The organism is Tullyiplasma multilocale ATCC 49900 (genome assembly GCF_000483165.1).
GTDB lineage: Bacteria > Bacillota_I > Bacilli_A > Mycoplasmatales > Mycoplasmataceae > Tullyiplasma > Tullyiplasma multilocale.
This window is the reverse complement of the sequence record NZ_AXXW01000005.1, coordinates 201,785-227,784: the sequence shown is the minus strand read 5'-3', so window position 1 is coordinate 227,784 and position 26,000 is coordinate 201,785. Positions and strand designations below refer to the sequence as shown.

The 26,000-nt window shown below is 32.2% G+C and carries 23 protein-coding genes; 21 read left to right on the top strand and 2 right to left on the bottom strand.

Going from position 1 to position 26,000, the window contains the following annotated elements:
- Positions 1 to 92 precede the first annotated feature (92 nt).
- The 14 genes from G319_RS08945 (at position 93) to G319_RS08930 (ending at position 14,462) form a co-directional block, all read left to right on the top strand.
- Positions 93 to 1,736 carry an APC family permease gene (locus G319_RS08945; protein WP_051350838.1) on the top strand — a complete coding sequence of 548 codons (1,644 nt, stop codon included), beginning with the start codon at positions 93 to 95 and terminating at the stop codon, positions 1,734 to 1,736.
- 68 nt (positions 1,737 to 1,804) lie between these two features.
- On the top strand, positions 1,805 to 2,449 hold the full coding sequence (gene pgsA / locus G319_RS0101100) for a CDP-diacylglycerol--glycerol-3-phosphate 3-phosphatidyltransferase (RefSeq protein ID WP_026389301.1): 645 nt from the start codon (positions 1,805 to 1,807) through the stop codon (positions 2,447 to 2,449).
- A 49-nt stretch (positions 2,450 to 2,498) separates the two neighbouring features.
- On the top strand, positions 2,499 to 3,197 hold the full coding sequence (gene rsmG, locus G319_RS0101095) for a 16S rRNA (guanine(527)-N(7))-methyltransferase RsmG (RefSeq protein ID WP_026389300.1): 699 nt from the start codon (positions 2,499 to 2,501) through the stop codon (positions 3,195 to 3,197).
- The gene (locus G319_RS0101090) at positions 3,197 to 3,385 is read left to right on the top strand and encodes a DUF951 family protein (protein WP_026389299.1); all 189 of its coding nucleotides are present in this window, start codon (positions 3,197 to 3,199) and stop codon (positions 3,383 to 3,385) included. The genes rsmG and G319_RS0101090 overlap by 1 nt, the downstream gene beginning before the upstream one ends.
- A gap of 1 nt (position 3,386) precedes the next feature.
- Positions 3,387 to 3,815, top strand: a complete 429-nt coding sequence (locus G319_RS08940; protein WP_026389298.1) for a hypothetical protein — start codon at positions 3,387 to 3,389, stop codon at positions 3,813 to 3,815.
- A gap of 1 nt (position 3,816) precedes the next feature.
- Entirely contained in the window at positions 3,817 to 4,911 is a 1,095-nt protein-coding gene (gene ychF, locus G319_RS0101080) for a redox-regulated ATPase YchF (RefSeq protein ID WP_026389297.1), read from the top strand.
- Between the two features lie 235 nt (positions 4,912 to 5,146).
- The gene (locus G319_RS08935) at positions 5,147 to 5,602 is read left to right on the top strand and encodes a hypothetical protein (RefSeq protein WP_026389296.1); all 456 of its coding nucleotides are present in this window, start codon (positions 5,147 to 5,149) and stop codon (positions 5,600 to 5,602) included.
- Between the two features lie 92 nt (positions 5,603 to 5,694).
- Complete coding sequence (locus G319_RS08635) at positions 5,695 to 6,381, top strand: YgjP family zinc-dependent metalloprotease (RefSeq protein ID WP_026389295.1); 687 nt, start codon at positions 5,695 to 5,697, stop codon at positions 6,379 to 6,381.
- An 11-nt stretch (positions 6,382 to 6,392) separates the two neighbouring features.
- Positions 6,393 to 7,220, top strand: a complete 828-nt coding sequence (locus tag G319_RS0101065; protein ID WP_026389294.1) for an SDR family NAD(P)-dependent oxidoreductase — start codon at positions 6,393 to 6,395, stop codon at positions 7,218 to 7,220.
- A gap of 224 nt (positions 7,221 to 7,444) precedes the next feature.
- Positions 7,445 to 8,626, top strand: coding sequence for an arginine deiminase (locus tag G319_RS0101060; protein ID WP_026389293.1), 1,182 nt, complete (start codon positions 7,445 to 7,447; stop codon positions 8,624 to 8,626).
- A 56-nt stretch (positions 8,627 to 8,682) separates the two neighbouring features.
- Positions 8,683 to 9,678 carry an ornithine carbamoyltransferase gene (gene argF / locus G319_RS0101055; RefSeq protein WP_026389292.1) on the top strand — a complete coding sequence of 332 codons (996 nt, stop codon included), beginning with the start codon at positions 8,683 to 8,685 and terminating at the stop codon, positions 9,676 to 9,678.
- 57 nt (positions 9,679 to 9,735) lie between these two features.
- Positions 9,736 to 11,535 carry a YfcC family protein gene (locus G319_RS0101050; protein WP_280123361.1) on the top strand — a complete coding sequence of 600 codons (1,800 nt, stop codon included), beginning with the start codon at positions 9,736 to 9,738 and terminating at the stop codon, positions 11,533 to 11,535.
- A gap of 71 nt (positions 11,536 to 11,606) precedes the next feature.
- Positions 11,607 to 12,539, top strand: a complete 933-nt coding sequence (arcC, locus tag G319_RS0101045; protein ID WP_026389290.1) for a carbamate kinase — start codon at positions 11,607 to 11,609, stop codon at positions 12,537 to 12,539.
- A gap of 264 nt (positions 12,540 to 12,803) precedes the next feature.
- Complete coding sequence (locus G319_RS08930; protein ID WP_026389289.1) at positions 12,804 to 14,462, top strand: YfcC family protein; 1,659 nt, start codon at positions 12,804 to 12,806, stop codon at positions 14,460 to 14,462.
- A 36-nt stretch (positions 14,463 to 14,498) separates the two neighbouring features.
- Here the strand turns inward: G319_RS08930 and G319_RS04515 are convergent, their stop codons facing one another.
- Complete coding sequence (locus tag G319_RS04515) at positions 14,499 to 16,466, bottom strand: type IA DNA topoisomerase (RefSeq protein ID WP_051350837.1); 1,968 nt, start codon at positions 16,464 to 16,466, stop codon at positions 14,499 to 14,501.
- 163 nt (positions 16,467 to 16,629) lie between these two features.
- Here G319_RS04515 and G319_RS08925 point away from each other — a divergent pair, with 163 nt between their 5' ends.
- The 5 genes from G319_RS08925 (at position 16,630) to G319_RS05015 (ending at position 23,339) form a co-directional block, all read left to right on the top strand.
- Complete coding sequence (locus tag G319_RS08925; protein ID WP_051350836.1) at positions 16,630 to 18,390, top strand: hypothetical protein; 1,761 nt, start codon at positions 16,630 to 16,632, stop codon at positions 18,388 to 18,390.
- An 87-nt stretch (positions 18,391 to 18,477) separates the two neighbouring features.
- Complete coding sequence (locus tag G319_RS0101025; protein ID WP_026389287.1) at positions 18,478 to 19,440, top strand: GMP reductase; 963 nt, start codon at positions 18,478 to 18,480, stop codon at positions 19,438 to 19,440.
- A gap of 249 nt (positions 19,441 to 19,689) precedes the next feature.
- Positions 19,690 to 21,537 (top strand): dicarboxylate/amino acid:cation symporter, encoded by a 1,848-nt coding sequence (locus tag G319_RS08920; RefSeq protein WP_051350835.1) that lies wholly within the window; start codon positions 19,690 to 19,692, stop codon positions 21,535 to 21,537.
- A 53-nt stretch (positions 21,538 to 21,590) separates the two neighbouring features.
- Positions 21,591 to 23,042 (top strand): glutamate--tRNA ligase, encoded by a 1,452-nt coding sequence (gltX, locus tag G319_RS0101015; RefSeq protein ID WP_026389285.1) that lies wholly within the window; start codon positions 21,591 to 21,593, stop codon positions 23,040 to 23,042.
- Between the two features lie 156 nt (positions 23,043 to 23,198).
- The gene (locus G319_RS05015; protein ID WP_156902645.1) at positions 23,199 to 23,339 is read left to right on the top strand and encodes a hypothetical protein; all 141 of its coding nucleotides are present in this window, start codon (positions 23,199 to 23,201) and stop codon (positions 23,337 to 23,339) included.
- Between the two features lie 32 nt (positions 23,340 to 23,371).
- On the opposite strand, the gene G319_RS08915 is transcribed toward G319_RS05015, so the two are convergent.
- On the bottom strand, positions 23,372 to 24,169 hold the full coding sequence (locus tag G319_RS08915; protein WP_026389284.1) for an HAD-IIB family hydrolase: 798 nt from the start codon (positions 24,167 to 24,169) through the stop codon (positions 23,372 to 23,374).
- A 163-nt stretch (positions 24,170 to 24,332) separates the two neighbouring features.
- On the opposite strand from G319_RS08915, the gene G319_RS0101000 reads away from it, so the two are divergent.
- Both G319_RS0101000 and rpoE read left to right on the top strand, forming a co-directional pair.
- Complete coding sequence (locus G319_RS0101000; RefSeq protein WP_026389283.1) at positions 24,333 to 25,541, top strand: HD domain-containing protein; 1,209 nt, start codon at positions 24,333 to 24,335, stop codon at positions 25,539 to 25,541.
- Between the two features lie 25 nt (positions 25,542 to 25,566).
- Complete coding sequence (gene rpoE / locus G319_RS08910) at positions 25,567 to 25,977, top strand: DNA-directed RNA polymerase subunit delta (protein ID WP_026389282.1); 411 nt, start codon at positions 25,567 to 25,569, stop codon at positions 25,975 to 25,977.
- Positions 25,978 to 26,000: the final 23 nt, after the last annotated feature.

Sequence of the window (26,000 nt, the reverse complement as noted above, 5' to 3'; positions counted from 1 at the left end):
TGGAAATATTGTTTTTTTTATTTTAAGTTAAAATTAGTTTTACTTTTACTGTTTTATGGGTTTTAATAGTTATAGATAAAGAGGTACTTAATATGGGTTTGAAAAAATCTAGATCGTCAAAACGTTTTGAATTTCTAACTTTATTCACAATGGTTTTGGGAACTGTTATCGGTTCAGGGATCTATATGAAAAATAATGAACTACTATCTCAAACACACAATCCCTTAATTGCGATTGCTTTATGAGGAGTAGTTGGTATAATTTGTGTTTTATCAGTTGTGGTATTCATCGAAATATCTTCAGCCACTAAATATTTTGGAAATGGTACTATTGGTAACTGATCAAAAATATTTATTAACCGTAAAACTGCTTCATTTTTCAGTTTGGTATATACAATCGTATATATTCCAAGTGTTGAAGCTGTCTTTATCGGAAGTTTTATCACTTATTTCTTTAAGGCGCTAAATATGCCTTTAAGTGGTAGTGAACAATTAATGATTTACTTAATTGCTGGAATTGTAATTTTGGTTTCATTTACAATAGCAAATATTTATGCTCCTGCATTTGGGAAAAAAGTACAAATTTTTGGAAGTATCTTTAAATTTGTTCCGTTAGTAATTGCTCTTGTAGCTGGTTTCTTCTTGATATCAAAATCAAACGCTATGTGAAATGGTGGAGTTATTGGTGGAGAAACAATTGGTGACTGAAGTACATCAAATGTTGCACCATTAAACTTTCTAGGTGGATTTGGAGCAATCTTATTTGCCTTTGATGGTTATGTATATGTTGCTAACTCTCAAAAAACAGCAAAACACAAAGAACAAGTTCCAAAAGCATTATTGGCTGGAATGATCTTTGTTGCCATCTTTTATGTATTAATGGCAATTTCGTTATTTGTTGGGTCAACTGATGGATCTGTTGTTAAATTATTAGAAAAACTATTTTCTGGTGGACAAGCAAATCCTAGTCAAGGTTCAAAAGATGCTGCCCGAATAGTTTCAAATATAATCTTGATGATGATTTGTTTAATTAATACAAACATTTATTCATCAATTGGAATGATTGAATTAATTTCAGACTACAATGTAAAGATAGTTTATACAAAAGATCGTAAAATGACAGTTGCTAAAGCAGCTATCATTAAACTTTCATTATCAATTACTTTTTACACAATCTTAGTAGTTATTGGATTTGTGATACCAAGAGAAGGGTGAAGTGGAATTAACCAATCCTTTGAAGGTCTCAGTGACGATAAACTACAAGCTCTCTATGATGTCCCAATGATGTTTGTTGGAAGCTTATCTAGTGGAAGTGCTGTATTAGTATTCATTATGATTAATGTTCTAACATTTGCAGCCATTAGAAATAGACGTACAAAAAAAGTAAAAGTACAAAAAGTTAAATTCTTCTATGTATGTGCCTGAATTTCAGGAATCTTCATGACAGTTTTCAACTTCTTTGGAATCTTTATCTTTATGACTCTAGATGCTCCTAACTGATTAAAATCAGACGGATTTATCTTCACAGTAATTTTAGTTATTTCCTTAATTGTTGCTGTAATTGCTTACTTCTGACAAGAAAGTAGATTCAAAAAAGATCCATTCATTGATGGATTTGATGGTGAAATCATCGAAGATATTACAGATGATGTTAAAGAAATCGATTATGATGCAATTGTTGCTCAAAAACTAAAAACAGATGAAGCTGTAAAAACTTCTTCAAAACAAAAAGAATAATAGCAAAACCTTTAAATAAAGGTTTTTTTATTTGTGTTAAAATTAATGTAGTAAAAAGAGGAATTCATATGAAAAATAAATCACAAATGAACTTGCCAAATATCTTAACTTTGGTAAGACTATTATTAGTGCCGGTTGTTATTGTTTTAATTTTAGTTAGTTATTATGTTGAAATCAAAAACGGTAAAAACTGAGATTGAACTATTAATATGGGAGATAACTTCCAATTACCAATATTATGATTAGTAGCTGGACTAGTATTCATCATTGCTAGTTTCACTGACTTCTTAGATGGATATCTAGCAAGAAAAAATAATCAAGTGACTGATTTTGGAAAATTCTTTGATCCAATCGCAGATAAATTATTAGTTAACTCAACTTTAATTTTATTTTCAGTAACAGGAATGTTACCGGTTTGAATGGTATTAATCCTAATCTTAAGAGATATTGCTGTTGACTTCATTAGAATGATCTTATCTAAAAAAGGAGTTACACTAGCTGCTGGAATGGGTGGTAAGTTAAAAACCATGTTCCAAATGATAGGGTTATCAATTTTATTCTTTGTTAACTACAAATTTTTTGCTACTGGAAATATATCAAATGAATATGGATGATTAAACCAAGTGTTGATGATTCCAATGTATATTGCAACATTCTTTAGTATTTACAGTGGAGCTGTTTACTTCATTAAAGCTAAACCAAGTCTATTTTAATAGCAACAAAAGAGGTAGAGACCTCTTTTGTTTATGAAAGGCATAACATATGTTTAATAATTGAGAAATCTTTGAAGGATACAAAAACTTCAAACTAACAGAAGATATAAAAGAAAAATTAGAGAGATATTTTGAAATTCTTACTGAAGAAAATGCAAAGTATAACTTAACAAGAATAACTGAAGAAAATGATGTTTATGTAAAACACTTTTTAGATTCATTATTATTTACAGAAAATTGTCCAATTACAAATCAGAAAATTGCTGATATTGGAACTGGTGCTGGTTTTCCTGGGATTGTATTAAAAATCTTTTTCCCAGCAACTGAAATAACTTTGATTGAATCAAATAACAAGAAAGTATTTTTCTTAAACTTGGCAATTGAAAAACTTGGTTTAACAGGAATCACAGTTACTAATGAACGTGCTGAAGAATTTTCAGTAGCTCATAAAGAAGAGTTTGATATTGTTGTATCAAGAGCTGTAGCTTACTTAGATATTATTTTAGAAATCGGAGTTCAATTAGTTAAAGTTGGTGGATTATACATTACTTTAAAAGGTCCGAGAGCTGATGAAGAAATGAGACATTTAAGAGGCCGTGATGTAAAGATGGGATTATCTTTAACAGAGAAACAAATCTTAGTTGATAAAGGTTATGGAGAAAGAATTAACTTATTCTATACAAAGACAACTTCAACAAACGAAATGTATCCAAGAACTTATTCAGCAATTAAAAAGGATTCACAATAATGAATTACGAAGATTTGACTATTGGAGACATTGTCGAATTTAACAAAAGTCATCCAAGTGGGACAACACAATGAGAATTAATTCGCATTGGTGCAAAGTATAAATTTAGAAGTACCATCAAATTTGATCTTTTCATCGAATTAAAGAGAGAAGTTCTAAAACGTCAATTGAAAGCGAAGGTGAATTAGTATGAAAGATAATATGAAACCTGTATTTAATACAAAAGTTAAATATGGGACTATTGCCACATTAGTGGCAGGGATAGTTAATGTACTATTGGTAGCAATAGCTTTCATAGTAATAACTGTTATCAATAAAAACAACGGCAATCATGATCAAGTTAAATTATTGAGAGAACCTATTTTTGAAATGGAAGTAACTCAAGTTAATAATGAATTAGGAATGGTTTGAAAAATTTTGATTACAATTGTTGTTACGGGATTTTTATTCGGTAATGGTTGACTAATCTTTTTATCAACAGCTTCATTAATGACTCATGATACAACTAAAACAAAACAAATCATGTGATTAGGTTTTGTTATTGGTTTAGTAATCGGAATCATCGGAAGTGTCTTGATTTTAAAATCACAAAATAAAACAGAAACAGGAGAAATATAATATGGCATTAAAAGTAGGGATTGTAGGATTACCAAACGTAGGGAAATCAACATTATTTAACGCAATCACAAACTCAAAAGTAGAAGCTGCAAATTACCCATTTGCAACAATTAAACCAAACGTAGGAGTGGTAGAAGTACCAGATTACCGTTTAGATAAATTACAAGAAATCTTTGAATCTAAAAAGAAAATCGCAACAACAATTGAATTCGTTGACATTGCTGGTTTAATTGCTGGAGCTTCAAAAGGTGAAGGTTTAGGAAATGCTTTCTTAGCAAACATTAGAGAAACTGACGCAATTTGTGAAGTTGTAAGATGTTTTGATGATAAAGATATTACTCACGTTGAAGGAAGTGTTGATCCAGTTCGTGATATCGAAATCATTAACTTAGAATTGATGTTATCTGATGAAGCAACAATCAAAAAACGTATTGATAAAATTGCTTCAAAAGTAAAAGGTGGAGATAAAACTTTCAAAGCTGAAAATGATGTTTTACAAAAATTAGCAGTTTGCTTAGATGAAGGAAAACTATTAAATACTTTAGAATTATCTGATGAAGAAAACAAAATCTTATCAGGATTCCAATTATTAACAGCTAAACCTTTCATTTACGTATGTAACGTAAATGATGATGAATTGGCTGAAGATAACCAATATGTAAAACAAGTTAAAGAATTTGCTGCAAACATCGGTTGTGAAGTGGTTAAAATTTGTGCAAAAATCGAAGAAGATTTATCAGAAGCTACTCCTGAAGAAAGAGATATGTTCTTAGCAGATCTTGGAGCTACTCAATCAGGACTAGACTCATTAATTCAAGCAGCTTACAAAACTTTAGGATTACAAACTTACTTTACAGCTGGTCCTCAAGAAGCTCGTTCATGACAATTCCCTGAAGGTTCAACAGCACCACAATGTGCTGGTATTATTCATACAGACTTTGAAAAAGGGTTCATTAAGGCTGATATTTACCATATTGACGCTCTATTTGAGCATGGTAGTGAAAAAGCCGTTAAAGATGCTGGAAAAATGCGTTTAGAGGGAAAACAATACATCATGCAAGATGGAGATGTATGTTTCTTCAAATTTAATAACTAAAAAAAATAGATAGCACGATTACGTGTTATCTATTTTTTAATTTTTTCAAATAAGTTCAAATCAATGGTAAATATTTCTAAAAAACTCCTAATACTTAATGAGGCAGGTAAAGAAATTTATTTTTTATTATTTATCAATTTCTAACAATTAAATTTATCTAAATTTTATGTTATTTCATTGCTATACTAATTTTGAAATAAGACGCAATTATAACCTTGACCTCTAGGAGGTATTAATGAAAATCAAAAAATATTTCTTTGGTCCATATAAGTCTAAAGAAGGTGAAGATGCTTTTGATTTTGAAGATGAATGATTTGCACTAGTTTCAAATTTAAATGATCAGGAGAAGACAGCCTATATTAAATTTTTAGAGAAGTTCTTCGACATAATTATCAAGAAACATCTCAAATTAGAAAGGACTACTATGACACAAAAAGAGTTCCAAATTATAGTTTTACAAAAGTTCGATGCAATCGACAAAAGACTCGATAGAATTGAAGAAAGATTAGATGTAATTGAAAAGAGACTTGATGTAATCGAAGAACGACTTGAAGGTATTGAAAAAGCTATTATCAACTTAAACAAGGCGGTATTTGGAATAGCTAAGTTAGATGTTGGAACTAATGCTAAACCGATATTTGCAGAAATGCTTGAATGATTCAACACAAACATCAAGAACAAGACGACATAAGTATATAAACGCAAACCCAAGCGGGTTTTTTATATGTTGTTTATATTTGCTGTCGATTATTTTATATAATATAACTATTGAACGGAGGAACTATGGCAGAAATTAAAAAAAGTTTAAGTGTTAATGGCAATTCTGTTAATTACTATATAAGATACGGTAAACAAAAAAACATAATCCTTCGTGTACGTGAGGGAGAAATTCATATATCAGCTCCTGAATATGCTCCTGATTGAGAGATTGAGAGAATGATATACAAGAATATTTCAAAAATCACTCAAGTCCAAAATAATTATGAGGTTAGATCTAAATACGATTTATATGGTTCTCAACCATGAATTAAAATATTTAATAAAGAGGTGCCCTTGTTTATAGTTGATGAAAATATTCACACTAAACAAAACGAAGAAGGGATTTTCATGAAAAACTATTATGATTCAAAGATTCAATTAGATAAAATTTATACATTTCTAGCTAAACAATATAAGAATTGATTTATCAATCGTTCAAGTCAATACGCATTAATGATGGGTGTTGAATTTAGGAATATGAGTGTAAAAGTTATGAATACAAAATGAGGGGTTTGTTACCCAACGCAGCAGAAAATAATTTATAACACTAAACTTCTGCATTTTGAACCCGAAATAATTGATTATGTAATAATTCACGAGCTTGCGCACTTACGATACCACAATCACTCAAAAGACTTTTGAAGATTTGTTGAACAATTTCTCCCAAATTATCGTGAGATATCTAAAGTTTTGAATAGTGCTGGTTTATAGAAGGAGACAATATGTCTAATAAAGTAGTTTTAATTACCGGAGCTTCAAATGGAATGGGATTTGAAGCCGCTAAATTATTTGCAGATAAAGGATGAAAGGTTATTGCTGGGGCCCGCAGGGTTGAAAAAATCCCAGCTGTTGAAAATATCACACCTGTTAAAGTTGATGTAACTAACCCAACAGAAAATAAGCTATTTGTAGATCAAGCTATAGAAAAATACGGAAGAATTGATGTTCTAATTAATAATGCTGGATATGGTGAGTATGGGCCAACCGAAGAAATTAAAACTGATGATGCAAAATATCAATTTGACGTTAATTATTTTGGTGCAGTTGAATTAGCTAATATGGTCCTACCGATAATGAGGAAACAAAAAAACGGAATCATCATCAACATTGGATCAATTGCCGGAAACTTATATATGCCATTGGGTGCACATTATCATGCTTCTAAAGCAGCACTTCAACAATGGAGTGACGTTCTAGATTCTGAGGTCAGACAATTTGGGATAAGTTCAGTAGTGATTCAACCAGGACTTACACAATCTTCATGAAGCGAGATAGCAGTAGCTAACGCAATTAGGAATACTTCTCCGGGTTCTGAATATCAAAGACTTGTTGATGCTGTAACTAAATTAGTTCCCAATACAAGTGAGATTAAAACGACGAGCAAGGACTTAGCATTACTTTTCTTCAAAGTTGCAAATTCTAAAAAACCTAAGATAAGATACTTTAATTCTTGAAAAGAACGCTTCATCGTTATGATAGCTAGAAACCACCCAAGAACATTTAGATTCTTTTTAAAGAAAATAGTTGAGGATGTTCTAGATAAAAAATAATTTAATTATCTAACCCCTTATTTAGTAAGGGGTTTTTATTTGTGTTTCTTTTATTATCTTTTTTTGGAAGTTTTTCCAAAAAAAAGATAATAAAATTAGAATAAATTACAACAAAATCTCAAAAAGTTGTATTATTAAGGTGAGGGATAGCTATGAAGGGCATCCCACCCAGACAACTAAATAACAAAAAAACTTATAGAAACAAAATACGGAGGATTAATTTTATGGCAAAAATTAATGTATATTCTGAAATTGGTAAATTAAAATCAGTTTTAGTTCACAGACCTGGAGATGAAGTTGAAAACTTGGTACCAGATCTTTTAGATAGATTATTATTCGATGATATTCCATTTAAAAAAGTAGCAGTTGAAGAACATGACAGGTTCACTCAATTAATGAGAGAAGCTGGGACTGAAGTTCTTTACATTGAGGAATTAACAGCTGAAGCGTTGGATCAAAATCCAGACAAACGTGAAGCGTTCGTTGATAAATTCATCGAAGAAGGAATCAATGATAAACAACATACTGAAGCATTCAAAAAATACCTAATGGATATGAACAACTTAGACATGGTTATTAAAATGATTGCAGGTACAAAAAAAATAGAAATGGGAATTAAAGATGGGGATGATTATCCTTTCGTAGCTGACCCATTACCAAACGTGTTATTCCAAAGAGATCCATTTGCATCAGTAGGTAACGGAGTTACTTTACACCACATGTGATCTGTAACAAGAAACAGAGAAACATTATTCCCTGATTTCATGTTTAAAAACCACGAAAGATTTGCAGGAGAAGTTCCTTACTTCTACGAAAGAGATTGAGACCACTCAATCGAAGGTGGAGACATCATGATTTTAAACAAAGAAGTTTTAATCATTGGGGTTTCACAAAGAACAAGTATGGAAGCTGTTAAATTAGCTGCAGAAAGAATCTTTGCTGAAGGAACATATAAAAAAATCTTAGTATTAGACTTACCAAAAACAAGAGCATTTATGCACTTAGATACAGTCTTTACAAATGTGGACTATGATAAATTCATCGCTCACCCATTGATTTTCGATAATGTTGATTTATTCAAAATCTATATGGTAACACCAGAAGGTACAGAAGAAATCAAAAAACCATTAATTGAAGTATTAAACGAATTAACAGGACGTGAAGTACAAATTATTAAATGTGGTGGAGAAGATCCAATCGCAGCTGGTAGAGAACAATGAAATGATGGTACAAACCACATTACAATCGCACCAGGTAAAGTAATTGCATACGAAAGAAACTGAGTAACAATCGACCTAATGAGAAAAGCTGGAATTGAAGTTATTACAACACCTTCAGCAGAATTATCACGTGGACGTGGTGGACCAAGATGTATGACAATGCCTCTATGAAGAGATGAAATTTAATAAATACTAATATATAGATATAAAAATAAATAGAATTAAAATTTGGAGAAAAAACTATGGCAGTAAATTTAAAAGGAAAAAGTTTCTTAAAACTATTAGACTTTAGTCCAAGAGAAATAAGATACTTATTAGATTTATCACGTGATTTAAAACGTGCTAAATATGCAGGAACAGAACAAAAAATGATGGAAGGTAAAAATATTGTTTTACTATTCCAAAAAGACTCAACAAGAACTCGTTGTGCCTTTGAAGTAGGAGCACTTGATCAAGGAGCTCACGTTACTTACTTAGGACCTTCAGGATCTCAATTTGGTAAAAAAGAATCTGTAGCTGACTCAGCTAGGGTTCTAGGAAGAATGTATGACGGAATTGAATTCCGTGGATACAAACAATCAGATGTTGAAGAATTAGCTAAATACTCAGGAGTACCTGTATTTAACGGATTAACAGATGAATGACACCCAACACAAATTCTTGCCGACTTCTTAACTATTCAAGAGGAAAAAGGTGAATTAAAAGGATTGAAATTCGTATTCGCGGGAGATGCTAGAAACAACATGGGTAACTCATTAATGGTAGGATGTGCCAAAATGGGAATGCACTTTGTGGCAGCAGCTCCGAAAGAATTATGACCAGATGAAAATTTAGTAAAAGAATGTAAAGAAATTGCTAAAGAAACTGGTGCAACAATCACATTATGTGATGATATGAAAACAGCTACAAAAGATGCTGACGTTATCTATACAGATGTTTGAGTATCAATGGGTGAACCAGCAGAAGTTTGAGAATCAAGAATCAAATTACTACAACCATTCCAAGTTAATGCTGAAAATGTAAAAGGTGCCAAAGATGATTACTTATTCATGCACTGTTTACCAGCATTCCATGATCTAAATACAGAAGTAGCTCAAGATATTAATGCAAAATTTGGATTAACAGCTATGGAAGTAACTGACGAAATCTTCGAATCAAAACACTCAGTAGTGTTCGAAGAAGCAGAAAATAGATTACACACAATTAAAGCTGTTATGGTAGCTACTGTTGGTAAATAAACCATATAAGTAGTAAAAATTATTCTATAAAAATAAATAGAAAAAGGAGGCGCTTATATGGCCACAGCTACAAAAGCGGTGAGTGAAGATAAGACTGTTATCAATAACGAACTTAGCAAAAAGAGCTTTAAAAAGCTAAAAGCGAAAGATCCTAATAAGAAGAAAAAACAATTCAAAATGATGTCTGCGTTTGCTATCTTATTATTGATCATCGCAGTCTTGGTATTCCTTTCTTGAATTCTTAATTGAACAGGAGTGACAACTGATGTAGGATATAGCGTAAATATGTCTGAATGAGCTGATTCAACAAATGCAAACGTTCAAGCAATCGTTGAAAATTGAAAAACATCTGGAAGTCCGTTAGCGAACACAGCAGAATTTGAACAATGATTGGGAAGTTTACGAACTTCGGGATTATTGATTGATGGTACATCTATTAATATGAATGGTTTAATCTCATTCTTACAAAATGAAACTATTAAACCAGCTGGATTCGTAGATATATTCTTCGCTCCAATCCAAGGATTCTTAGGGAAAACTGGAGTTATTATATTTATCTTGGTTTTAGGAGCATTTATTCAAATTGTTGTTTCTTCTAAAGCCTTAGAAGGTTTATCACAAGGTATTGTTTCTAAACTAAAAGGAAAAGAAATTTGAGCTATTATTCCTCTAATGATTTTCTTCTCAGTTTGTGGAACAGCTGAAGGAATGGCTGAAGAATCATTGGGATTCTACATGATTTGTATCCCATTAATGATCGCAGCAGGATTTGATACATTTACAGGACTACTAATTGTTTTGGTAGGAGCTGGAACAGGTACATTAGCTTCAACTGTTAACCCATTTGTAATTAACGTTGCATTAGATGGCTTAAATGGTAGTGGAGCAGTATCTGAAACAATCTCTGTTGGTGACGGATTAGTTTGAAGATTCGTTACTTGAGCAGTAATGACAGGGGCTGCAATAGCATATGTTATGATGTATGCCAGAAAAGTGAAAATGAACCCTTCAAAATCAATTACTTTTTCAACAGCTGAAGGAGACAAAAAATTCTTCTTATCAGCAAATGTTGAAAAAATTGAAATGAATGGTAAAAGAAAAGCTATCTTAGGATTATTCGCAGTGACATTTATCTTAATGATTGTTTATCTTGTTGACTGAGATTCAATTTTCGGAGTAACTGCCATGGCAGATGCTGGAAATTGAGTAAATGATAAAGCTCCTTGAATCACTTCAATGATTCCGGGATGAGGACAAGGTGGATTAGATGTAATTGCCGCCATGTTCTTAATATCAGCATTAGTTATGGCTATTGTATTGGGACTTGGAGAAGATGGATTCCTTAAAGAATTCATGACAGGAACTTCTGATATTCTTAGTGTTTGTTTAGTAATTGCTACAGCCGGGGGTGTTGGGGTTATCCTAGAACAAACTCACATGCAGGAATTATTCGTTAATGCATTAGGTTCTTCAGTTGGTGGAATTTCAAGTCAAGTTGGTAAAATATTGGTATTATTCATACTATTCTTACCACTATCATTCTTAATTCCTTCTACATCTGGATTCGCAGCAGCTATCTTCCCATTATTGGTAGGAACAGTAACTACTCAAAATGCAGAAGGGGCAGTTGTATTCCAAGATGCAGCAGCTTCAGGATCAGTAATGGCCTTCTCAATGGCTAGTGGTATCTTAAACCTATTCACTCCAACATCAGGAGTTGTAATGGGAGCAGTTGCTATCTCAAGAGTTGGATATGACAGATTCTTGAAAGGTATTTGACCAATTGTTGCCGGAGCTATCGTGCTTTCAATAGTTATGCTAGCAATCGGTGGAGCAATCGGTGGACAAATCGCGTAATAGTTAAATTTAAAAGGTTATTTAGATAACCTTTTATTTATCAAAAATGAAATAGTAAAGAGGATTTAAATATGTCAAAAATCGTAGTAGCAGTAGGTGGAAATGCTCTAGGGAATAACCCCATTGAGCAAAAAGAAATCGTTAAAAATACTGCAAAACACTTAGTAGATTTCATTACAAAAGGCAATGAAGTAATTATTGTTCATGGTAATGGACCACAAGTTGGAATGATTAATAACGGATTTGAAATCGCACATAAAAGCGATGAAAAATCACCATTAGTTGATTTTCCTGAATGTGGAGCTATGAGTCAGGGATATATTGGATATCACTTACAACAAGCAATTACTAATGAATTGAGAACTCGTAAAATAAATAAAAGTGTAGCATCAATAATTTCACAAACTGTTGTTGATAAAAATGATGAAGCTTTTAAAAATCCAACTAAACCAATTGGTGGATTTATGACTGAAGATGAAGCTAAAAAATTAGCCAAACAAAATGGATGAGATGTAAAAGATGATGCAGGAAGAGGATGAAGACGAGTTATCGCTTCTCCAAAACCAATTGACATCGTTGAACACGAACTTATCACAAATGCAATTGATGCTGGATTTGTAACAATTGCTGCTGGTGGTGGTGGAATTCCTGTTATTGAAGAAAATGGAATCTATAAAGGGGTTGCAGCTGTAATTGACAAAGATTTTGCTGCAGCTAAAATTGCTGACTTGACTAATGCCGACTCTCTTGTTATTCTTACAGCAATTGATAGAGTTTCAATTAACTACTTGAAACCAAATGAAACAGAATTCGATGTAATGACAATGGATATGTGTGATCAATTTATTGCTGAAGGGCAATTTGCTCCAGGTTCAATGTTGCCTAAAATACAAGCAGCTATGTCATATGTACAATCAACAAATGGTAAACCAGCATTTGTAGGATCATTAGATAAAGTTGAAGAAGTTTTAAAAGGTGCTTCAGGAACAAAATTTGTATTATAAACATTAAACACCTTCGGGTGTTTTTTATGTAGAAATAGATATTTATAATTTGTTTTTTTATTATGTTGTATTTGAAGTCATTTTAACTATAAATCAACCTTTGTTTTCTATATAATTACTATTAAATGAAAAAGGGGTATGGGAATGGTTAAAGTTAATAACTCTACGGATGACAAATCTGTATTGACAAATAATAAACTTAATAAAAAAAGTTTCAAAAAACTAAAAGCCTCAGATCCGAATAAGAAGAAGAAACAGTTCAAAATGATGTCTGCTTTCACAATACTTTTAGGTATTATTGCAATCTTGGTATTTTTGTCGTGAATATTAAATTGATCTGGTGTTACAACTGATGTAGCGGAGAAATTCGCATTTGGTGATTGAGCAACGTCAACTAATGAAAATGTTCAAGCTATTTATCAAAAATGACTAGATATCGGAATGAATCAAGGGGTTGATAGATTTTTAGAAAATGTTAATGCAATCGAAGGTGTTAATGTTTCAAAAGACGGAATTTTAACATTAACTGGTAATGTTAAAATAAGTCCTGCTGGAGTGGTGGATGTATTCTATGCACCAATTCAGGGATTCTTGGGTAAAGTTGATGTAATTGTCTTTATTTTAGTTCTGGGAGCATTTATACAAATAGTGGTTTCATCAAAATCTTTAGAAGGGTTCTCTCAAGGGATTTTATCTAAATTAAAAGGTAGAGAAATATGAGCAATCATACCTCTGATGATGTTCTTTGCAATATGTGGAACAGCTGAAGGAATGGCTGAAGAATCATTGGGATTCTACATGATCTGCGTGCCTTTAATGGTCGCTGCTGGATTCGATACGTTCACAGGTTTAATGATAGTGATGGTTGGGGCAGGATCAGGTGTTCTTGCATCAACTGTTAATCCATTTGTAATCGCATTAGCAATGGATGGTTTAAACCAGGGAGTTGATCAAAGTCAACAAATTGGTGCTGCCGATGGTTTGGTTTGAAGGTTAGTGACTTGAGTTGTTGTGGTTACTGCCGCAATCACATTTGTTATGTTATATGCTAAGAAAGTCAAAAATGATCCATCTAAATCAATCACTTTTTCAACAATGGAAGGTGATAAGAAATTTTTCTTATCAGCGAATGCTGAAAAAATTGAAATGAATGGAAGAAGAAAAGCTACACTAGCTATATTCGGATTAACATTCTTAATTATGATTATCTACTTAGTTAACTGAGATTCTTTATTTGGTACTACAACAATGGAAGATGCGGGAAATTGAGTAAATGATAAAGCACCTTGAATCACTTCAATGATCCCTGGTTGAGGACAAGGTGGAATGGATGTAATTGCAGGAATATTCTTAATCGCCTCTGTAATTGCTGGTCTTGCTCTTAATTTAGGTGAAGAGGGATTTTTAAAAGAATTCATGACAGGAGCTACAGATATTCTTAGCGTTTGTTTAGTAATCGCTACAGCTGGGGGAGTTGGGATTATCCTACAACAAACTCACATGCAAGAGCTATTCGTGAGTGCTTTAGGTAAATCGGTAGGAGGAATAAACAGTGAGGTTGCAAAGATCTTGGTATTATTCATTTTATTCTTACCTTTATCGTTCTTAATTCCTTCTTCAACAGGATTTGCAACCGCAATTTTCCCATTACTTGTTGGGACTGTATCAACAGGAACAGTTGGTGGTGCAGACTTCGCATTCCAAGAATCTGCCGCTTCAGGATCTGTTATGGCATTTTCAATGGCTAATGGAATCTTAAACCTGTTCACTCCAACATCTGGAGTTGTAATGGGTGCAGTGGCAATTTCGAGAGTTGGTTATGATCGTTATCTAAAAGGTATCTGACCAGTTCTTGTTGGAGCAATTGTGATTTCAATAATAATGCTTTCAATCGGTGGATTAATCGGTGGTCAAATAGCTTAATACAAAAAAATAACACCTTTACTGGTGTTATTTTATTTATTCTTTTGCAGCTTTTGCAGCAGCTTTTCTTTCGGCAAGACGAGCAGCCTTTTCTTCTTTTGTTGGTGCAACATATTCTTTTCATGTTCCATCTGGTTGTTCGTATTCTCTATAACCACATTTTGTTGTAGTAAAGTTTGAACATCCACGTCCACGGTTGAATTTTGATTTAATGAATACTAATGAACCTTCTCCACATTTAGGACAAGGGATGTCGCTTGTTTTAGCATTTTCATTTTCTACTAAAACTTTTTCATTTAGCGCTTCATAAATTTCTTTTAATCATGAAACATAGTCGTAATTACCATTAGCAATTTCATCTAATTTTTCTTCCATGTCAGCTGTATAACCTAAATTGAAGAACTCATCGAATTTTTCATATAAGAAATCGTTCGCTGTGTAACCTTTATCGGTCATTTCAATTGCTCTACCTTTATGGTAGATTGCATATTCACGCTCTTTTAATTTTGTTAAAGTTGGTGTATATGTTGAAGGACGACCAATACCTAGATTTTTCATTTCCTTAATCAAGCTTGCTTGGTTAAACATATTTGGTGGCATTGTTTTAGCTTCATCATTTCTAATGAATTTTTTGTCAACTATTGCGACAGCACCAGTCTTGAATTCAAGATTTGGTTTGGGGTTAACTGCTATTTGTGCTACTTCTTGATCATCGTCATCTAGTTCATTGTTTTCATCAGTTGAACTTCTTTTGATTAATTGGTAACCGTAATCAGTAATTTCTTGTCATGATTGTTTGAATTCATATCCGGCATTGTCAAAAGTTCATCTGTGGTTAATTCCAGAAGGACCACGCATTAATGATTTAACTGTATTTCATCAAATTAAGTTGTATACACGTTTTTGTAAATCGTCACTTAGAGTTCCCATCACTTTTTCTGGAGTATCATTTAGGTCTGTTGGACGAATACTTTCATGGGCGTCTTGTGCTTGAGAGTCTTTTTTCATCACCACAACATCTTTGAATAAGTTTCCTTCAAAGTTTGAGTTAATGTATTTTTTAGCTTCAGTTACAAATGAAGATGAGTATCTATTTGAATCTGTACGAATATAAGTTACTAATCCAGCTTCATATAATTTTTGAGCAGCTACTGTAATTTGAGCAGCACTTAATCTTAATTTTGAAAAACCATCTTGTAGTAAACTGGCTGTTGAATAAGGTTTGAAACTTCTTGTTTCAAATTCTTTAGGAGTGTATTGTGTACATGTATATTGATCAGTTAATTCAGATAAAATTATTTCACCTTGTTCAGTTGAAATGTATCCAGTTTTTTCTGTATTAACAACTTTTTTATCTTTTGTTTTATTTAAAGCCATATTAATGTTTTGATTTTCGTCAACAACACTAATTTTTCTGTATATTGTTTCTTTAAATTCTTTAATTAATTTATCTCTAGTAACTAAAATATTTAAAGCGGGAGTTTGAACTCTACCAGCACTCATTAATCCAGTTGTTTTTTGTAAAGATTTTGAAACTAAGTAACCAATGATTTTATCCAACATTTGGCGAGATAGTTGAGCCTTAACTAAATCCATGTCAATGTCTCTTAAATTGTTAAATGCTTCGATAACTGCATCTTTTGTAATTTCGTTAAATGTAGCTCTTTTTATTTCTTTGTCCATACCTTCGAAGATATTTCCAAGGTGGTAGGCGATTGCTTCTCCTTCACGGTCAGGATCGGAAGCGAGAACAATTAAATCGGCTGCTTTTCCAGCTTTTTTAATTGCGGTAATGTTTTTACCTTTTCCAACTGCATTGACAAATTGGGGTGTCATTGTTTCTAAGTCAATTCCTAGTCCTCAAGTTCCTCTGTCGGCAATACGGTTAATGTGACCACCACTGGCCTTTACTTCATATTCATTTTCAGGAAATGCATCTTCTAAGAAGTGTTTAATCTTTTCTACCTTTGATGGTGACTCTAGTAATACTAATATTTTTGCCATGTAAACCTCCTAATGGTTTGTTTGTCTTTATAATAATGTGTTTTTTTACATTTAACAACCAAAAAACACAAAGTTTTTGTAAGTTATCAGTTTCAATTTAACACTAATATTAATAATATTAGTATAATTTTAAGAACGTCTTTATCGTTAGAAAGGAGAAAATATGAATTGCAGAAGTTTGAAAAGTTTAGAAAAAAAACTTAATGAAATAGAACAAAGTATTATTCGAGAACAAGAGAGTTTGATTGAAACGAATCCTAGAAAAAATACTAATATTGAAAAATTAAAAATTTCAGAAAACAAATTAAAAATGAAAATTGATGAAATTAAAAATCCAGAAGCTACAATTGGTGGCCTTAAAAGAAAAGGGAGAACTAAGAAGAAACGCAAGATGTGAGCATCTGTTGTAATCTTAGTAGCAATTGTAGCAATTGTAATTCTAGTGTCATGAATTTTACATTTAGCCAAAGTTGAAGTTACAGTTCCTGTAACTGGAGATGATGGTTCAGTAACAAATCAAGATCAAGTTGTTAAGGCTCTTGGACTTGCAGATATTTTCTTCTTACCTCTAAAAGGTTTCGAAAGACAAGTAGCTATTGTAATTTTTATATTTATGATTGGAGCATTCATAAATATTGTTGTTAAATCAAAAGCTTTAGAAGGTATGGCTCAAAATATTACTGTAGCTTTAAAAGGTAAGGAAATTTGAGCAATTTTACCATTGATGTTATTTTTCTCAATTTGCGGATCTATTGAGGGAATGTGTGAAGAGTCATTAGGATTCTATGCAATTATGATTCCACTAATGTTAATGGCTGGTTTTGATACATTCACTGCTCTATTAATTGTCTTCTTGGGAGCAGGTGTTGGGGTTGTTGGTTCTACACTAAACCCTTTTGCTGTGACAACAGCCGTTAATCAATTAAATGATTGAGCGAACGATTCACAATTCATTTCTGCTGGAGATGGTGTGGTTTGAAGATTTGCTACTTGATTTGTACTTACAGCTTTTGCTATTGCCTTTACAATGAGATATGCATATAAAGTAAAACGTAACCCACAATTATCATATGTTTTCCATACTAAAGAAAGAGATATGAAGTTTTTCTTATCTCAATCAACTGAAAAAATCGAAATGACATGACAAAGAAAAACAACACTAGCCGTTTTCGCGTTATCGTTCTTGCTGATGTTATTCTATTTAATTAACTGAGATGCTATTCTTGGGATTACTGCATTTGGTGATGCTTCAGAATGAATCAAAACAAATCTTTGATTCATAACAGGAAGCATGGATGGTGTTGGAGTCGGATACTTGATTGAGGTTGGAACATTCTTCTTAATTGGTTCTGTTTTCTTAGGAATAATAAATGGACTTGGCCAAGAAGGTTTCTTAGCCGACTTCACTGAAGGGGCTGCTGATTATATTGGTGTTGTGTTTGTCTTATCTGCAGCTTCTGGTGTTTCTATTGCATTAGAAGAATCTAACATGAAGTATTTAATTACTGATGCAGTTGGTAAATCACTTGGAGGAATTGATAGTTCAATTGGCAAAGTATTAATTTTATTCTTAATATTTATTCCGATCTCATTCTTAATTCCATCTACATCGGGATTCTCAGCGTTGATATTCCCATTAATTGCACCAGTGGTTGCAATACCTACTGGAGTTGCTGGAGAATATGTGGCCGATCCTGCATTAGCTTCTGGTTCGATAGCTGCCTTTGTAGCTGCAAATGGAATTGTTAACTTATTTAGTCCGATGGCGGCTGCTCTTGTTGGAGGGTTAGCTTTAGCAAGGATCGATTATGGGGTATTCTTAAGACGAATTTGACCTGTATTACTTGGTGTATTGGTAATTGTAATCACAATGCTAACTCTTGGGGTTGTGGTTGCTGAAAATGTTTCTGGAAACATTGCTTAACAAAATACATAATGGAAAGTGGGTAACCACTTTTTTATTTTATAATCATCTTGTAAACACAAATGGGGTTTTACAAAGGAGAAAATAATGTACGCTTTCGATTATGAAGATATTCAATTAATACCAAATGAATGTGTAGTGACTTCAAGAAGTCAATGTGACACTTCAATAAAATTAGGTAAGTATAAATTTGCTATGCCTGTTGTTCCTGCGAACATGGCATCTGTTGTGAATGAAGAAATATGCTTAGAGTTAGCAAAGAATAATCATTTTTATGTAATGCATAGATTTGATGTAGATATTATAGGATTTGTAAAAATGATGCACTCAAAAAACTTGATTGCATCTATTAGTGTTGGGGTTAAACCCACTGACTATAAAATAGTAGAAGAACTTTCAGAAATTTCAGAAATTCCTGAATTTATAACTATTGATATTGCTCATGGACATGCTGAATCTGTTAAAAACATGATTGCTCATATTAGAAAATTTATGGGAGATAAAGTTTTTATTATTGCAGGTAATGTGGCAACTCCACAGGCAGTAAGGGATTTAGAATACTGAGGAGCTGATGCCACTAAAGTTGGTGTTGGCCCTGGTAAAGTTTGTATAACAAAACTTAAAACTGGTTTTGGAACTGGTGGATGACAGTTGGGTGCTATCAAATGATGCAGTAAAGCAGCTACTAAACCAATAATTGCTGATGGTGGTTTGAGGGTCAATGGAGATATCGCAAAATCAATTAGATTTGGTGCAACTTTATGTATGGTGGGAAGTCTTTTTGCAGCTCATGAAGAATCTCCTGGTAAAAATGTGATTGTTGATGATGTTATGTACAAAGAGTACTATGGAAGTGCTAGCGAGTACAACAAGGGCGAAAAACGTTACGTTGAAGGTAAAAAAGAATTAATCAAGGTTCGTGGTAAATTAGCAGATACGTATAAAGAAATGCATGAAGATTTACAATCATCTATTTCTTACGCTGGTGGAACTAATATCAAGGCTTTGAGTAAGGTTGATTACGTGATTTTAAAAACAAGTAATTTTTAATTGTTTTTACAGGCAACGCCTGTTTTTTTATTTCCAAAGTTATTAATTTAATATTGTTTTAGATAACTAAAAGTTTATAATCAATTTAACTTTGAAAGAATGAGGCAAACTTTATGGATAAATTAAATATTAGAGTTTGTAAAAGCTCTTATTAAAGTTATTGAGTATTCAAAAAGAATATATAACTTAACTAATTCCTGTCGATGTTGTTTTAGTAAATAAAAACAATAGAAAATAGGAGAAAAGAAAATGACAATAAATAGCCAAGCTTCTAGTATGCAAACATTACTAGATAATTTTTTAGCCATAAGTTCATGGCAAGCATTAGTATCTATATTTTTATTTTTCGCCATCACTGGTGGATTATGATATGGATTAAAGAAAATCAAAATTAAATTTATATATAGAGTTCTAATCGGATTAGGGTTGGGGCTTATTTTTGGGGTTGTAATACAAGCTATAATCGCATTTCCTGGTGGTGATTGATTCACTAAAGGGCAAGGTGGTCTATGAGCTCAATACGAACCAAACAGTAAATGATACAATTTATCAAATTATTACTTATGAGATGATGTGGTAAAGGGTATAGGTGAAGATGGTAAGGATATCATCGCTAGGGAATTAGTTAAAATAGGTACAATGAGTACTGGCAGAATTGAGGAATTACTATTGAATGGCCAAGATCTTGTTTGATCACAACTGCTAACTTCTAATGGTGAAGCAGCATTTAAAGGTATTATTGGTATTTCTGCACTGAAACCAGTTTTCAAAAATGAAATTGAATGAGTTACACAACTCTCAACATGAGCTCAATTATTTAAACAAATATTTATTAATGGAATTTTATTATTAACAATGCCAGTTGTGTTTATTGCGATCTTCAGAATTGTCGCTAGACCTGGGGTAAAAGGATTGAAAAGAATCACATTCAAAGGTGTTGCTGTTTTGCTTACAAGTGTAACTGTTGCTTTTGTTATTACATTTTGAATGGGATATTTCCTAAAAATTGGAAACGGGATGGAACTTGATAGTCAACTATCGGGAACTTGATCAAAAGAAGCAGAAAAATCAATCCCAGAAATTATTTTTGGATATGTACCTACAAACTTTGTTGGGGCATTCATCGGTATAGCTATTATTCCTATTATGGTATTAGCAGCAATTTTTGGTATATCAGTTAAATTTGTTTCTAAAAAACAACCGGAAGCTATGGATAAACTGAGATTTGGTTTTGATAGAGCTTGAGATATTTTCATGTCAATGTTGATGACTTTTATGAAGATAATGCCTTTAGCAGTATTGTCAATGATTACAACATCGATAATTAATAGACCGATTGGAGCATTGAAATCTATTGGTTTAGTGTTAGGAACTGGTTATGTAGCAATTATTATCATGATTGGATTAATGACATTTGCAATTTTCTTAACAGGTATTAAAACCAAAGTTTGATTTAGATTATCATTAAGACCTTTAATTCAAGGTTTTGCAACTCAATCATCAAATGCATCATTACCAGTTTCAATGGATACATTAAATAATGATATGAAAATCAATGATAAAGTATCAAATGTAATTGCGCCACTTTCAACATCAATGGGATTAGTGGCTTGTGCTGGAGTACAAGCTGGACTAATCACTTCGTTCTTATGAACGGGTTCTGCAAATGTTCAAGGATCAACAACACTTGCTGCTTTCTTTGTAATTGCTTTATTTGTAACTATCATTGCCTCACTTGGAATCGCTGGTATCCCTGGTACAGCAACAGTTGTAACTGCTGGAGTTCTTGGTGCATTAGGATTTAGTGCTTACTTTGCACCAGTTTATGCAGTTATTGGTGCTCTAGATGGATTATTCGACATGGGAAGAACTGGAGCTAATGTTTTTGGTGGAGTTTATGCAAGTACGATGGTCGCGAGATCTGAGGGATTATTTGATGAAGGTACTCCATTACTTTCAGAAAAACAATATGTTAAAGCAGTAGCTAAAGCAAATAAGATTGAAGAAAAAGAATTATTAAAAGAAACAAAACAAAAAGAATACATTGCAAAGCAAAGGGCTAAAGCTCAAGCAAAAATTCAAGATAACCAAAAATAAACAAATAAATAATGCATATGTATTATAATTATTAATGTTAAAGAGGAGATATTATGAAGAAATATAGATTACGCTACGCGCCATCACCAACTGGTTACCTACACATTGGTAATACAAGAACAGCATTAATGGATTATTTATTTGCTAAACACTATAATGGAGATTTCATTGTTAGAATTGAAGATACAGATACTGCAAGAAATGTTGAAGGAGCTATTGAATCTCAATTTAGCAACTTGAACTGATTAGGAATTTTCGCTGATGAATCAATTTATAATCCTGGTGAAGCCAAATACGGTAAATACATGCAATCAAAAAAACTAGATGTTTATCTAGAACATGCAAATACTTTGATTAATAAAGGTGCTGCATACAAATGTTTCTGTACAAGTGAAGAGTTAGAAAAAGATTATGAAGAACAAGTTGCTCGCGGAATTGTAGCTACTAAATATAGCGGTAAATGTGCTAATTTAACAGTTGAACAAGTTGAATCTCAAATTGCTGAAGGGAAAGAATTCTCAATTAGATTCAAAGTTCCTGAAAATGGGTCATGAACTATTAATGATATTGTTAGAGGTCAAGTAACTTTTGATGCTAAAGATTTGGGTGATTTTGTTATTGTTAAAACAAACGGAATTGCTACTTATAACTTTGCTGTTGTAGTTGATGATTACGATATGGAAATCACTCATGTTGTTCGTGGTGAAGAACATATTTCTAATACTCCTCGTCAAATGATGATCTTTGAAGCTATGGGATGAGAATTCCCTGAATTCTGTCACTTAACTTTAATTGTTGACGATACAGGTAAAAAACTATCAAAACGTAGTGGTAATGCATTATTCTTTATTGAACAATACAGAAACCAAGGTTATTTACCAGAAGCTATGTTTAACTACATTGCGTTATTAGGGTGATCACCTGGTGGAGAACAAGAGATTTTAAGTAAGGAAGAATTAATTAAAATGTTTGATGAAAAACGTTTCTCAAAATCTCCTTCAACTTTCGATATGGTTAAAATGAAATGAATCAACTCACAATATATGAAAAAAATGGATGATGATAAATACTTAGAATTTGTTAAACCATTCATTGATCAAGAAAGATTTGATTTAACAGGTAAAACTGATGAATGAATCAATGCTATCTTAATGTTATTTAAAAAAGAAATCGAATTTGGTGCTCAAATTAATGACCACTTAGACTTATTCTTTAATGATATTGAAATTGATGTAGAAACTAAAAACCAATTAAATGAATTGGAAGGATATGAAAACTTAATTTCAATCTTTAAATCAAAAATTGAATCAACTCCAATTTGAGATGTTGAATCAATTAAAGAGATTATTAAAAGTTCTGGACAAGAAGCTGAAGCAAAAGGTAAAAACTTATTTATGCCTTTGAGAATATTTGCTTCTAAGTCACAACATGGACCTTCATTGGCTGATGTTATCTTCTTATTAGGAAAAGAAAAAGTAATTTCAAATATTAATACAGTTAAATAATCTAAAAGCAGAACAAAACGTTCTGCTTTTAATTTGGTTTATAGTGTTAAGATAAAGGTGTAGGATAAACCTATGCAAGATGATTAAAGAGATAGTATTAAATCATTATTTAGCATCTTGATATTGAAAGATTGAATATCTCTGAAGGAGGTACTTATGACTGAAGTAATTTGTAGATGTACACCAACAGTCCGTATGTGTGGAGAAATCGAAGTAACACACGGACCTATTGCGACATGTAAAGAAGGATGTGTTGATTGTGGTTGTGTTAAAGTAGCTGCATCAGCTTGTGATTAATACAAAAGCAGAACTTTATGTTCTGCTTTTCATTATTTAAATAAGTTTTTGATTTCAAAAATTTGATCAACATGATAACTAACTTTGTCTCTGTGATCTACATTTCATTTATGTTTAACCATAACTGCGTTGTCTTTGAATTCTTCAAACATTGATCAATCATTAATGTCATCACCAGCTACAATAATATCTTCATCTTCAAAACCATATAGTTCTTGAATTTTTCTAATTCCGTTTTCTTTTCTAGTTGTTGCACTCATCACTTCAATATAAAATCCTTCTGGGATTTTTCAATGATGGATAATAATGTTATCTATTTTTTCGAATTCAGCTCTAGTTGTTAATCAAGTATCTGCTGGGGCGAATAATTTATAAATTAATACATCATAATCATTAGAAGAATCAATAGTTAATCCTAATGGATCCATATTAATCTGGTGAGTTCTCAGTCTTTCATTTCAATCATCATGGAATAATAGAACGTCACCTTGGATTGTAGAAACAGCAACCCCCTTAATGTCTTTGTCGAATTTCTTTACCATCGCATTTATATCTGATTTTAGTTTACCTTCAATTGGTGAAATTGAAATTGGTTCATCGTTTACGTATATTACAGCACTTGTTAAGCAGATGAAGGCATCGGGTTTCACATCTCTAGTGCTAAAATATTTTTTCATAACAGGATAAGGGCGGCCGGTTGTTATAACAAATTTGTTGCCTTGATCTTGTCATTCTTTTACGAATTGCACATCTCTTGGATCTAATTCGCCTTTGTTTTGACGATCATTTTTTAAAGTATCGTCGAAGTCTGAAAATAGTCATTTAGTCATAATAATTTCTCCTATACTTCTATATTAAAAGATTAAACCTACTTCAAGGCAAATGATATTATGTTTTAAATTATACTTTTAGAAAAGAAAAGTACTTTAAGGCTAAAAATATCTAATTTAACAAATGATGTATAATAACAATAATTAAGCTATAGGGGGATTTATGTTAGATAAAGTTATTAGAGATAGTGTACATGGAGATATTTATATAAACGATGAAGTTGTTTATGAAATCATCAATACACCTGAAATGCAAAGATTGAGAAGAATCTTACAGTTAGGAGGGGCTCAATTTGCCTATCCTAGTGCCTCACACACAAGATCCTCACATTCTTTGGGTGTTTATCACATTGTTGGGATGTTCTTGGAAGGACCGGGTTTTTCTGAGGTTTCAAAAGAAGATGGTTTATTGGTTAGACTAGCAGGATTAATGCATGATTTTGGTCATGGTGCTTTTTCACATACTTTTGAAAAAATTACTACAAGAAGTCACGAATTATACACAGCTGATATTATTACAAACCCAGAAGGAAATATCGCCCCAATACTAATTAAACATGGGATTAATCCATCGGATGTTGTTTCTGTAATTGATGGAACATATCCTAATAAAGCGATTAATCTATTAGTTAGTTCACAACTTGATGCGGATCGTCTAGATTACTTAATGAGAGACTCTTACAATTGTGGAGTTAATTATGCAAACATTGATGTTAAATGACTTTCTAGACACGCTTTTGTTATTGACGAAAAAATTACTTTCCCTAAAAAAACAATTTATGCAATTGAATCCTATTTGCTTGGGAGATACCATATGTACCAGCAAGTATATGGTCACAAGCTATCTGTGGCATTCGATGAAATGTTTAAAGTTTGATATAAACGTTTATCTGAATTAAATCAAAAAGGATATCAATTTAGAAATCCAGTTATTCAAGAAATGTTTTCTGAAATATTTGCAGGAGAAACTATCCCTACAAGTAAATACTTAAAATTCGATGACTATATGATGTTTGAGATCTTTAAATCTTTATCTGAAGAAGAAGACAAAATAATTGCAGATCTATCAAGTAGAATTGTCAACCGTAATTTATTTGCATATCGAGAATTTGATGAAGTTAAAGTTAACACTCTAAAAGCAGAATTAAGAGAACAAGGATTTGACACAAATTACTACCTAATTAAAACAACACCGAAGAAACCAATGATATATAAAGATGGAATCATTGATGGTAAAGACGAAACAATTTACATTCAAAAGAGTGGAAAAATCAAACCTTTATCAAAAGTGAGTTTACTATCTCAAGTAGCAAATGAAACAAATGGTGAAAATCTTGAAAAAAAATATTTATTTCCAAAAGAAATAGTGTAATATATGTTTTTGTAAGAGGTAAAACATGGCGAAACTATCAAATATTGACTTAGCATTTGAATATCTAAAAGGTAAGAATGGACCAGCTGTTTTTGCTGACATCTGAAACGGAATTTCAAGTGAAATAACAGCTCAAAAGAAAAATGAAAAAGCAATCATTGCTGATCTTTACGGAGATATGGTTTTGGATAATAGATTTTCATTATCACAAGATGGAACATGAGCTTTAAGAGACAGTGCTAAAACAGAAGATATTAAAACTAAGTACGCAGCTGCAGAAGCTGCTACTAAGAAAGTTAAAGATTCTGACATTGATGGCGTTGACGCTGATGGAGAAGACTTAGATGACTTCGAAGACGACGAAGAAGAATTTGAAGACGACGAAGAAATCGAAGACATAGACCCCGAAGATTCATATGATGATCAAGATAATTAATTAGTTGTAAAAACGAAAGTTTT